The following is a 13,115-nucleotide window of genomic DNA, read 5'->3' as shown; positions in this document are numbered from 1 at the left end:
TTATATTTAATTCTGCAAAAATACAGAGAACTTACTTCCAATATCTTTTTCAGATTTAACTTTTAAGTATCCGCCTTGCTTACTTATGATTTCTCTGGTTAAATATAGTCCAATACCTACGCCTTCTATTTGTTGCACTTCACGCCCTCTGTGAAATCGTTTAAATATATTGTTTATCTCTTCCTCTAATATTCCAATTCCATCATCACTTATATCAATTTCAGTAAAAATTTCTAAAGGTACAACTTCAATATTTATATTCCCACCATACTCAGTATATTTAATAGCATTTTCTACAATATTAAATATAGCTTCAGTTGTCCATTTTTTATCATGACATAGCATAATAGCCTCATCACATTTTATCTCAATATGTATGTTTTTTTTCTGTGCTTTAAGATATACACTTCCAACTACTTGGGCTATAGTTTCACTAAGCGGTAATTTTTCTTTATTTAAAACTATTATACCCGTTTCAAGTCTAGACATTTTTATAAGAGCTTCTATAAGCCACTGCAGTTTTCCTATTTGAAATTTCATATTTTTCAAAAACTCTTTTTCTTGCGCTTTTGTTAACTCTCTCTCTATTAAAGTTTCATTAATAATAGTTATATTCGCTAACGGGGTTTTTACCTGATGAGAAATATCTGATATTATACTTTTAAGCTTGTTTCGGTCGCTATTAAACTCCGCTCTTTCACTTTCTACCATATCTACTAGCTGCTTAATCTTATTTTCAAATTTTGATAATAAGGTTTCTTTATCTGTATCAAAAGTCGTATTTTCTTTTTTAGCTATTACATTGTCAATAACCTCACAGAGATTATTATAAAATTTCACCACTTTAATGCTTGTAAGCCATACAAAACTTATAGCTATAACTAAGAATATAAACAAAAAAGCTATTATAGAAATTCTAAAATTATTTAAATCATAAACTAAATTAGGATTAATTTTCAGTATTCTATTGCATGATCTAAATAAATACAAAAAAAACAAAATACTTATAGAAACAAAAATCAAAATATATATACTATAGATTTTATTCATCGAATTTTTTTTTAGATCCCTCACACTATATCACCTGCCCAAATATAACCCATGCCATATACAGTTTTAATATACTTAGGTGATGATGGCTCCTCCTCAAGCTTAGCCCTTAATCTATTGATATTAACTGTAAGTGCATGCTCATCAACAAAGTTTAAATCCTTATCCCAAAGCTCTTCCATTAACACTCGCCTTGTTAGTACTTGTCCCTTATTAATAAGCAACACCTTTAAAATTTTAAATTCTGTAGGCGTTAATGCAAGATTATTACCACCTTTCAAAATTGTCATCTTTTCAAAATTAAATACCATGTCATCTATTATAAAATCAGTATTCTCCTTTGTTTCTATGTTATATCTCCTAAATATAGCTAAAATTCTTTCTCTCAAAATACCTAAATTAAAAGGTTTTGTAACATAATCGTCCCCACCTAATTTAAACCCTGTAATAATATCAATTTCCATATCACAAGCTGTAAGAAACAATATAGGCACACTTGAAGTTTCTCTCACTTTTATGCAAAAATCAAAACCACTACCATCTGGCAAATTAACATCAAGTATTATCATATCAATTTTATCATTTTTTAATTTTATGTAAGCTTCCTCTAAAGTGAATGCGGATTCAGTTTTGAAACCATCTGCATTAATATTAAAGCATATTCCATTATTCAACATAACATCATCTTCTACAATAAGAATGTTTTGCATATGCACAGTCCCTTCCATTACAAAATAGTTAATTATTCCCTCTTATTATTGTATCAAAAGTAAAAGTATTATTCCATACAAGTTATAACTGAAATTCCCACGCTTTCCTTCTAAAATGTCGCTAAAACTTAAAACCCTACTTTGTGTTAAAGTAAGGTTTTAATACAAATCTATTTTATTAACTATTCTGAAACTCCCACACATAAATGAATGGGGTTCTTGAATACTAAATAACTTCTTTTATACTCTCATTTATAATAAAAACTATAAATTACAACATATAAAAACTAATTATTTTCTTCAAGAATTTCACTATCAAGCATCACAATTGACACATTAACGATAGTATATGGCTCGTTTCAAAACCTAAGTATATTTTAGTAGTGCTATCCATCCCACACCTAAAGAGAGTGGGCTTTCCGCACAAATTCTTTGTAATTATATTTACGCAAAATAAAAACCACTAAGTTAGACTTAGTGGTTTTTTGTTTACCTGGCGACGACCTACTCTCCCACAAAGTTACCCCTGCAGTACCATTGGCGCATTGAAGCTTAACCGACCTGTTCGGTATGGGAAGGGGTGTTACCTTCATGCCATAATCACCAGATTGAGAAAATTATATTCTCTCAAAATTGCACAGTGAAATTCTCGCTTTATATATATTAAGGTCAAGCCCTCGACTTATTAGTATTAGTCAGCTGAACATGTTACCATGCTTACACCTCTAACCTATCAACCTGGTGTTCTTCCAGGAGTCTTACTAACACCGTGCTTACGCACGAGTTATGGGAAATCTCATCTCAGGGTGGGCTTCACGCTTAGATGCTTTCAGCGTTTATCCCTTCCAAACATAGCTACCCAGCGATGCCACTGGCGTGACAACTGGTGCACCAGAGGTTTGTCCATCCCGGTCCTCTCGTACTAAGGACAGCTCCCTTCAAATTTCCTACGCCCGCGACGGATAGGGACCGAACTGTCTCACGACGTTCTGAACCCAGCTCGCGTGCCGCTTTAATGGGCGAACAGCCCAACCCTTGGGACCTACTTCAGCCCCAGGATGCGACGAGCCGACATCGAGGTGCCAAACCTCCCCGTCGATGTGGACTCTTGGGGGAGATCAGCCTGTTATCCCCGAGGTAGCTTTTATCCGTTGAGCGATGGCCCTCCCACGAGGTACCACCGGATCACTAAGTCCGACTTTCGTCCCTGCTCCACTTGTAGGTGTCGCAGTCAGGCTCCCTTCTGCCTTTGCACTCTTCGCGCGATTTCCAACCGCGCTGAGGGAACCTTTGAGCGCCTCCGTTACTTTTTTGGAGGCGACCGCCCCAGTCAAACTGCCCACCTAACAATGTCCTGTGACCAGATTCATGGCCTCCAGTTAGAACCTCAGTACTGTCAGGGTGGTATCCCAAGGATGACTCCACACAGGCTGACGCCCATGTTTCTCAGTCTCCCACCTATCCTGTACAGACAATACCGAAATTCAATGCTAAGCTACAGTAAAGCTCTACGGGGTCTTTCCGTCCAATCGCGGGTAGCCAGCATCTTCACTGGCACTACAATTTCGCCGGATGTGCTGTTGAGACAGTGCCCAAATCATTACGCCATTCGTGCGGGTCGGAACTTACCCGACAAGGAATTTCGCTACCTTAGGACCGTTATAGTTACGGCCGCCGTTTACTGGGGCTTAAGTTCATACCTTCGGCGGGAACGAATTCCCGACTAAGTAATCCCCTTAACCTTCCAGCACCGGGCAGGCGTCAGCCCCTATACATCAGCTTTCGCTTTAGCAGAGACCTGTGTTTTTGCTAAACAGTTGCTTGGGCCTATTCTCTGCGACCTACTTTCGTAGGCACCCCTTCTCCCGAAGTTACGGGGTCAATTTGCCGAGTTCCTTAACAGCAATTCTTCCGATGGTCTTAGGATTCTCTCCTCACCTACCTGTGTCGGTTTGCGGTACGGGCACCAATATCCTCGATAGAGACTTTTCTTGGCAGCGTGGAATCAGATACTTCAGGAATAAATTCCCTTCCCCATAACATCTCAACGTTCCGAGCAAACGGATTTGCCTGCTTGCTCCGCCTAAATGCTTAGACACACATCCAATAGTGTGCACATCTTATCCTCCTGCGTCATCCCATTTCTAATAACGTCCATTGGTGGTATCGGAATATCAACCGATTGTCCATCACCTACGCCTTTCGGCCTCGGCTTAGGTCCCGACTAACCCTGAGAGGACGAGCCTTCCTCAGGAAACCTTAGGTTTTCGACCGTTAAGATTCTCACTTAACTCTCGCTACTTATGCCAACATTCTCACTTCTGTACCGTCCACCACTCCTTACGGTATGACTTCAGCCAGTACAGAAAGCTCCTCTACCGCGTACACATAGTGTACACCCATAGCTTCGGTGGTAAGTTTTAGCCCCGGACATCTTCGGCGCAGGATCTCTTGACTAGTGAGCTATTACGCACTCTTTGAATGAGTGGCTGCTTCTGAGCCAACATCCTAGTTGTCTTAGAAATCCCACATCCTTTTCCACTTAACTTACACTTTGGGACCTTAGCTGATGGTCTGGGCTGTTTCCCTTTTGACTACGGATCTTATCATTCGCAGTCTGACTGCCGAAATAAAAGTATATGGCATTCGGAGTTTGATAGGGTTCAGTAACTGTTGTCAGCCCCTAGCCCATTCAGTGCTCTACCTCCATTACTCAATTAATCGACGCTAGCCCTAAAGCTATTTCGAGGAGAACCAGCTATCTCCGAGTTCGATTGGAATTTCTCCGCTATCCACAGCTCATCCCATGGTTTTTCAACACCAACGTGGTTCGGACCTCCACGGAATTTTACTTCCGCTTCATCCTGGCCATGGATAGGTCACCCGGTTTCGGGTCTACGACATGCAACTTCGTGAACTTACGTTCACAGCGCCCTATTCAGACTTGGTTTCCCTTCGGCTCCGTACCTTAAGTACTTAACCTTGCTACATATCGTAACTCGTTGGCTCGTTCTACAAAAAGCACGCCGTCACACATAAAAAGTGCTCCGACCGGTTGTAGGCACACGGTTTCAGGTTCTATTTCACTCCCCTTCCGGGGTTCTTTTCACCTTTCCCTCACGGTACTTCTTCACTATCGGTCACTAGGTAGTATTTAGCCTTGGGAGGTGGTCCTCCCTGCTTCCCACAAGGTTTCACGTGTCTCGTGGTACTCTGGATTAGATCTGACTGTTTTTCCTTTTCATTTACAGGCCTATTACCTTCTGCGGAGCAGCTTTCCAGCTATCTTCAATTAAGGAATTGCAGTATTTATGATCTATCCTCAACCCCTAGGTCAAAGACCTAGGTTTGGGCTCTTTCCCTTTCGCTCGCCGCTACTTAGGAAATCGATGTTTCTTTCTCTTCCTCCGGGTACTTAGATGTTTCAGTTCCCCGGGTCTACCTCTGCATACCTATTTATTCAGTATGCAGTACATAGTTGTTACTATGTGGGTTCCCCCATTCGGAAATCTTTGGATCACTGGCTATTTGCGCCTACCCAAAGCTTATCGCAGCTTAACGCGTCCTTCTTCGGCTCCTAGTGCCAAGGCATTCGCCATGCGCCCTTTGTAGCTTAACCTTTATCTTTATCTATTTGCATAGATAATTTCGTTTATTTACATAAACGTTTTAATTCATTTTGCGAAATTGTATTAAATTCATCTATACACCATTTACATGGCTTTAACTTATTAAAACAACTTTAATTTCACTGTGCAATTTTCAAAGAACATTTTTAGAAAGATTAAATTATTAGTAAGCTCTTAAGAGTTTACTAAAATTAGTCTCTCAAAATTAAACAGAGAATAGGTTACGAGTAATTACAGTAGACATTTTTGAAGAATAATTAAATTCTTCTTGTTGCATCGACCGAAGTCTTTGCATCTACTCCCTAGAAAGGAGGTGATCCAGCCGCAGGTTCTCCTACGGCTACCTTGTTACGACTTCACCCCAATCATCAATCCCACCTTCGGCCGCTGGCTCCTTACGGTTACCTCACGGACTTCGGGTGTTACCAACTCTCATGGTGTGACGGGCGGTGTGTACAAGGCCCGGGAACGTATTCACCGCGACATGCTGATTCGCGATTACTAGCAACTCCGGCTTCATGTAGGCGAGTTGCAGCCTACAATCCGAACTGGGATGAGTTTTTGAGTTTGGCTCCACCTTGCGGTCTTGCATCTCTTTGTACTCACCATTGTAGCACGTGTGTAGCCCTAGACATAAGGGGCATGATGATTTGACGTCATCCCCACCTTCCTCCCGGTTAACCCGGGCAGTCTCACTAGAGTGCTCAACTAAATGGTAGCAACTAATGATAAGGGTTGCGCTCGTTGCGGGACTTAACCCAACATCTCACGACACGAGCTGACGACAACCATGCACCACCTGTCACCCTGTCCCGAAGGACTTCGCCCATCTCTGGGTTATGCAGGGGATGTCAAGTCTAGGTAAGGTTCTTCGCGTTGCTTCGAATTAAACCACATGCTCCGCTGCTTGTGCGGGCCCCCGTCAATTCCTTTGAGTTTTAATCTTGCGATCGTACTCCCCAGGCGGAATACTTATTGTGTTAACTGCGGCACCGAGGTTCGACCCCCGACACCTAGTATTCATCGTTTACGGCGTGGACTACCAGGGTATCTAATCCTGTTTGCTCCCCACGCTTTCATGCCTCAGCGTCAGTTACAGTCCAGTAAGTCGCCTTCGCCACTGGTGTTCTTCCTAATCTCTACGCATTTCACCGCTACACTAGGAATTCCACTTACCTCTCCTGCACTCTAGACACCCAGTTTCAAATGCAGCACCCAAGTTAAGCTCGGGTATTTCACATCTGACTTAAATGTCCGCCTACGCATCCTTTACGCCCAGTAAATCCGGACAACGCTTGCCACCTACGTATTACCGCGGCTGCTGGCACGTAGTTAGCCGTGGCTTCCTCCTCTGGTACCGTCATTATCGTCCCAGAAGACAGAACTTTACAACCCGAAGGCCTTCATCATTCACGCGGCGTTGCTGCGTCAGGGTTTCCCCCATTGCGCAATATTCCCCACTGCTGCCTCCCGTAGGAGTCTGGACCGTGTCTCAGTTCCAATGTGGCCGATCACCCTCTCAGGTCGGCTACGCATCGTTGCCTTGGTGGGCCGTTACCTCACCAACTAGCTAATGCGCCGCGGGTCCATCTCAAAGTGGAATCTTCTAAAAGAAAAATCCTTTGATGTTTCAATCATGCGACCAAAACATATTATGCGGTATTAATCTCCCTTTCGGGAGGCTATTCCCCTCTTTGAGGCAGGTTACCCACGTGTTACTCACCCGTCCGCCGCTAATCCACCCCGAAGGGTTTCATCGCTCGACTTGCATGTGTTAGGCACGCCGCCAGCGTTCGTCCTGAGCCAGGATCAAACTCTCAATTTAAAAGTTTACACTTTTTATTTGAAATGAATAATCTGCGCCAACTGTTAAGCTGGTTAGCAAGCTCATTACATACTTTTTTATCTAAAGTAATTAACTGGTCTAACGAAATATTATTTCGCTATTTTACCTATTTCTCTGTTTAATTTTCAAAGACCAATTTGCTTTGTCATCATGTGACGACTTCTACTATTCTACTAGGTATTCTTTGTTTTGTCAACAACTTTTTTTAATATTTTTTAAATGCATCTTTTAAATATTAAATGCTAACTTATCAATCTTTACCTTTGTCGTTATTCATTCGTAGCGACAAGGAGTATTCTATCATCTACCAATATAATATGTTTATACTAATTCTTTTAATAAGATAATTATTAGTAGTATCCTTCATAATACTACCAATAATTAAGTTTCCTTTACATTGATACACTAGGACTAGTTTATTGTATTTTACAAACAGTATATTAGTTTTGCTACCTCTATTCTTTAACTGTTTCTAATATTTCTATTTTTAATTGCGATTTTCTTTCAATAGCTTTAATAACATTATCTATAAGAACAAATATTTCTTTAGATAGTTTTTCTGTTTGCAAGTAAAAACTATTAGCCTGTATAGAATTATTACTATTAATTGCATCTATTACCTTGGTGCCCATACTATGTAATTCGTTATGTACTTTATCAATAGCTGTCCACTCTTTAGCTATATCAGAATGGGTTAAATTAATAGAGTGATAAAAATGACCAAAAGCACATTTTTTTGAATTAGTTTGAATGGGGTAAGTTTTCATTTCATCTACTATTCGTTTTAATTTTTTTATCCAAGAGTTATGCGCTTCTTTGGCTTTTGAGAGATTGATAAGCAGCTCCTCATTGGTTATTGCATTCTTCCCACCATTTAAAGATGAGAGCATCTCTCTTACAATATCACTAAGCTCTTCATCAATTTTTGATATTTGTTTAGCACTTTCTTTACTTTGTATTGCATCAGCATGAATAACCTGTGTCATGTCATTGAGTTTTTCTACATCTTTAGTAGATTCGTCCATTGCTTGATTTATCTGCTCAGCTGCTCCACTTATATCTCCCAATGATTCTGTTATTTTGTCCACATCTTTAATTGTAGTTTTTAACATAGATACATTTTCTTTAATTGTATGAGATATAGCGTCTAGTTTTAAATTCATGTTATTAGTAGAATCTATTGTGTTATTCATACTTTCTTGACCGCCAATGGCTGCTTTCTGTATATTATCCACAAAGTTTCTCATATCCTTTAAATTTGTTTTAGTATTATCCGCCAGCTTTCTAATTTCGTCAGCAACCACTGCGAAACCTCTTCCAGCTTCCCCTGCTCTAGCGGCTTCAATTGCCGCATTTAATGCCAGTAAATTGGTTTGGTCTGCTATAGATTCTACTCCGCCTACTATCTCATTTACTTTAGTAGCCATATTAACTAACATTTTGATTTGTTCACTCATTATTGTGGCATCTTTTATAACATCTTCTTTTAATAAATTAACTTCATTTAATTGAAATATACTTTCATCATTCTTTTGAACTAAATCTTTAGAAGATTTGTGGAGACGATTCATTGTGTCAGTGGTATTTATAATTGTTTCATTTACCTCACTCATATTTGCAGTAATCTCCTCTACTACAGATAGGTTAGATTCACTTATAACCGACATATCATTTGCAAATCTAATTAACTTATATGAAGAATGTGCCATTTCAACATCGAAGTTACTTAAAGATGATGTAATGTTAATCATCTTTTTAGAGCTTTTTGACATTCTCTCTTCACTTACTAAAAGCTTATCAAAGGTTTTAAACAATTTTTTGTGAATTGGGTAATCCACCTTAAGAGGTTCCACTATTTTTCCATTAATCCTATCTTCAACATGTTTAATTATACAAATCGCTTCATCACAAGGTGCCTTTTTAAAAAAATTCATAGTAATATGCCTCCATTTTTATAAAGTTTAATATAATGAAAATAAATTTAATTCATTATATTGAGTCTAAATTCAATCTACTATTTTTATGTTTTTCAACTTGATTATTAAGTTCTTCATACTCAAATAGTGTATCTTGATGTGCTTTTTCTCTAACGATATCTAGTTTTTCAAAATTATTCTTTACTATTTCAACCAGGTTGTTATCGATTTCACCAGAATTTTACATTTCAATTAAAATATTTATTGTATTTTCTTTTGTCATTGGATCTCTATAAGGTCTTTTTTCTCTTATAGCAGTGAATATATCTGCAACCGCAATAATTCTTGAACCCAATGGAATTTCTTCACCCTTTAATCCAAAAGGATATCCCTTTCCATTTGATTTTTCATGATGAAGTGCACCCCCTATCCTTATAGTTTCAAAGGCAGTTACATTTTCTAAAACTCTGTTATATTTAATGCTTTTAATAAATCACTAGCACTCTTTAGCCCTTAGTCATATTATACCATTTTACGAGCTTTTCTAACAAGAATTTTCCTCTATTATTCCATAATTCATGTTATACCTAGTATCGTAACAATAAAAAACGCTGTATTTTATAATACAGCGTTTTTTAAGCTGGCGATGACTTAATCTTCCATAGAGTTGCCTTTAGAGTACAATTAAGCTTAATACAAAATAAAAACCACTAAGTTAAACTTAGTGGTTTTTTGTTTACCTGGCGACGACCTACTCTCCCACAAAGTTACCCCTGCAGTACCATTGGCGCATTGAAGCTTAACCGACCTGTTCGGTATGGGAAGGGGTGTTACCTTCATGCCATAATCACCAGATTGAGAAAATATATATTCTCTCAAAATTGCACAGTGAAATAGTCTTTTCGCTTACGCTCAAAGCCTTCGCTTCTTTTTACAAAAGAAGTATATCGCATTATTTTTACTTATATTAAGGTCAAGCCCTCGACTTATTAGTATTAGTCAGCTGAACATGTTACCATGCTTACACCTCTAACCTATCAACCTGGTGTTCTTCCAGGAGTCTTACTAACACCGTGCTTACGCACGAGTTATGGGAAATCTCATCTCAGGGTGGGCTTCACGCTTAGATGCTTTCAGCGTTTATCCCTTCCAAACATAGCTACCCAGCGATGCCACTGGCGTGACAACTGGTGCACCAGAGGTTTGTCCATCCCGGTCCTCTCGTACTAAGGACAGCTCCCTTCAAATTTCCTACGCCCGCGACGGATAGGGACCGAACTGTCTCACGACGTTCTGAACCCAGCTCGCGTGCCGCTTTAATGGGCGAACAGCCCAACCCTTGGGACCTACTTCAGCCCCAGGATGCGACGAGCCGACATCGAGGTGCCAAACCTCCCCGTCGATGTGGACTCTTGGGGGAGATCAGCCTGTTATCCCCGAGGTAGCTTTTATCCGTTGAGCGATGGCCCTCCCACGAGGTACCACCGGATCACTAAGTCCGACTTTCGTCCCTGCTCCACTTGTAGGTGTCGCAGTCAGGCTCCCTTCTGCCTTTGCACTCTTCGCGCGATTTCCAACCGCGCTGAGGGAACCTTTGAGCGCCTCCGTTACTTTTTTGGAGGCGACCGCCCCAGTCAAACTGCCCACCTAACAATGTCCTGTGACCAGATTCATGGCCTCCAGTTAGAACCTCAGTACTGTCAGGGTGGTATCCCAAGGATGACTCCACACAGGCTGACGCCCATGTTTCTCAGTCTCCCACCTATCCTGTACAGACAATACCGAAATTCAATGCTAAGCTACAGTAAAGCTCTACGGGGTCTTTCCGTCCAATCGCGGGTAGCCAGCATCTTCACTGGCACTACAATTTCGCCGGATGTGCTGTTGAGACAGTGCCCAAATCATTACGCCATTCGTGCGGGTCGGAACTTACCCGACAAGGAATTTCGCTACCTTAGGACCGTTATAGTTACGGCCGCCGTTTACTGGGGCTTAAGTTCATACCTTCGCTTGCGCTAAGTAATCCCCTTAACCTTCCAGCACCGGGCAGGCGTCAGCCCCTATACATCAGCTTTCGCTTTAGCAGAGACCTGTGTTTTTGCTAAACAGTTGCTTGGGCCTATTCTCTGCGACCTACTTTCGTAGGCACCCCTTCTCCCGAAGTTACGGGGTCAATTTGCCGAGTTCCTTAACAGCAATTCTTCCGATGGTCTTAGGATTCTCTCCTCACCTACCTGTGTCGGTTTGCGGTACGGGCACCAATATCCTCGATAGAGACTTTTCTTGGCAGCGTGGAATCAGATACTTCAGGAATAAATTCCCTTCCCCATAACATCTCAACGTTCCGAGCAAACGGATTTGCCTGCTTGCTCCGCCTAAATGCTTAGACACACATCCAATAGTGTGCACATCTTATCCTCCTGCGTCATCCCATTTCTAATAACGTCCATTGGTGGTATCGGAATATCAACCGATTGTCCATCACCTACGCCTTTCGGCCTCGGCTTAGGTCCCGACTAACCCTGAGAGGACGAGCCTTCCTCAGGAAACCTTAGGTTTTCGACCGTTAAGATTCTCACTTAACTCTCGCTACTTATGCCAACATTCTCACTTCTGTACCGTCCACCACTCCTTACGGTATGACTTCAGCCAGTACAGAAAGCTCCTCTACCGCGTACACATAGTGTACACCCATAGCTTCGGTGGTAAGTTTTAGCCCCGGACATCTTCGGCGCAGGATCTCTTGACTAGTGAGCTATTACGCACTCTTTGAATGAGTGGCTGCTTCTGAGCCAACATCCTAGTTGTCTTAGAAATCCCACATCCTTTTCCACTTAACTTACACTTTGGGACCTTAGCTGATGGTCTGGGCTGTTTCCCTTTTGACTACGGATCTTATCATTCGCAGTCTGACTGCCGAAATAAAAGTATATGGCATTCGGAGTTTGATAGGGTTCAGTAACTGTTGTCAGCCCCTAGCCCATTCAGTGCTCTACCTCCATTACTCAATTAATCGACGCTAGCCCTAAAGCTATTTCGAGGAGAACCAGCTATCTCCGAGTTCGATTGGAATTTCTCCGCTATCCACAGCTCATCCCATGGTTTTTCAACACCAACGTGGTTCGGACCTCCACGGAATTTTACTTCCGCTTCATCCTGGCCATGGATAGGTCACCCGGTTTCGGGTCTACGACATGCAACTTCGTGAACTTACGTTCACAGCGCCCTATTCAGACTTGGTTTCCCTTCGGCTCCGTACCTTAAGTACTTAACCTTGCTACATATCGTAACTCGTTGGCTCGTTCTACAAAAAGCACGCCGTCACACATAAAAAGTGCTCCGACCGGTTGTAGGCACACGGTTTCAGGTTCTATTTCACTCCCCTTCCGGGGTTCTTTTCACCTTTCCCTCACGGTACTTCTTCACTATCGGTCACTAGGTAGTATTTAGCCTTGGGAGGTGGTCCTCCCTGCTTCCCACAAGGTTTCACGTGTCTCGTGGTACTCTGGATTAGATCTGACTGTTTTTCCTTTTCATTTACAGGCCTATTACCTTCTGCGGAGCAGCTTTCCAGCTATCTTCAATTAAGGAATTGCAGTATTTATGATCTATCCTCAACCCCTAGGTCAAAGACCTAGGTTTGGGCTCTTTCCCTTTCGCTCGCCGCTACTTAGGAAATCGATGTTTCTTTCTCTTCCTCCGGGTACTTAGATGTTTCAGTTCCCCGGGTCTACCTCTGCATACCTATTTATTCAGTATGCAGTACATAGTTGTTACTATGTGGGTTCCCCCATTCGGAAATCTTTGGATCACTGGCTATTTGCGCCTACCCAAAGCTTATCGCAGCTTAACGCGTCCTTCTTCGGCTCCTAGTGCCAAGGCATTCGCCATGCGCCCTTTGTAGCTTAACCTTTATCTTTATCTACTTACGTAGATAATTTCGTCTATTTACATAAACGTTTTA

4 protein-coding genes and 5 rRNA genes are annotated in these 13,115 nt (G+C 41.4%); all 9 read right to left on the bottom strand.

Annotation, left to right across the window (positions count from 1 at the left end; translation table 11 throughout):
* Positions 1-6: 6 nt before the first annotated feature.
* Positions 7-1,050, bottom strand: coding sequence for a sensor histidine kinase (locus G9F70_RS05655; protein WP_164947987.1), 1,044 nt, complete (start codon positions 1,048-1,050; stop codon positions 7-9).
* Between the two features lie 20 nt (positions 1,051-1,070).
* On the bottom strand, positions 1,071-1,760 hold the full coding sequence (locus tag G9F70_RS05650; RefSeq protein WP_164947985.1) for a response regulator transcription factor: 690 nt from the start codon (positions 1,758-1,760) through the stop codon (positions 1,071-1,073).
* A gap of 491 nt (positions 1,761-2,251) precedes the next feature.
* Positions 2,252-2,368 (bottom strand): 5S ribosomal RNA (rrf, locus tag G9F70_RS05645).
* A 57-nt stretch (positions 2,369-2,425) separates the two neighbouring features.
* Positions 2,426-5,379 (bottom strand): 23S ribosomal RNA (locus tag G9F70_RS05640).
* Between the two features lie 316 nt (positions 5,380-5,695).
* Positions 5,696-7,214 (bottom strand): 16S ribosomal RNA (locus G9F70_RS05635).
* The 16S, 23S and 5S rRNA genes sit together here, the layout of an rRNA operon.
* Before the next feature lie 476 nt (positions 7,215-7,690).
* Positions 7,691-9,169, bottom strand: coding sequence for a methyl-accepting chemotaxis protein (locus G9F70_RS05630; RefSeq protein WP_164948069.1), 1,479 nt, complete (start codon positions 9,167-9,169; stop codon positions 7,691-7,693).
* A 223-nt stretch (positions 9,170-9,392) separates the two neighbouring features.
* Complete coding sequence (locus G9F70_RS05625; RefSeq protein ID WP_224617801.1) at positions 9,393-9,632, bottom strand: HD-GYP domain-containing protein; 240 nt, start codon at positions 9,630-9,632, stop codon at positions 9,393-9,395.
* 257 nt (positions 9,633-9,889) lie between these two features.
* Positions 9,890-10,006: ribosomal RNA gene (rrf, locus tag G9F70_RS05620) — 5S ribosomal RNA — on the bottom strand.
* A gap of 114 nt (positions 10,007-10,120) precedes the next feature.
* Positions 10,121-13,062 (bottom strand): 23S ribosomal RNA (locus tag G9F70_RS05615).
* Positions 13,063-13,115 lie beyond the last annotated feature (53 nt).

The sequence above is a fragment of the Clostridium sp. FP1 genome, from assembly GCF_011065975.2.
GTDB classification, from domain to species: Bacteria; Bacillota; Clostridia; order Clostridiales; family Clostridiaceae; genus Clostridium_AD; species Clostridium_AD tagluense.
This window is presented reverse-complemented; position numbering and strand designations above follow the sequence as displayed.

Bases quoted from the DNA above. Each gene is read 5' to 3' on its own strand.
- G9F70_RS05655 (WP_164947987.1), bottom strand. From the start codon at position 1,050: ATGAATAAAATCTATAGTATATATATTTTGATTTTTGTTTCTATAAGT.
- G9F70_RS05650 (WP_164947985.1), bottom strand. From the start codon at position 1,760: ATGCAAAACATTCTTATTGTAGAAGATGATGTTATGTTGAATAATGGA.
- G9F70_RS05630 (WP_164948069.1), bottom strand. From the start codon at position 9,169: ATGAATTTTTTTAAAAAGGCACCTTGTGATGAAGCGATTTGTATAATT.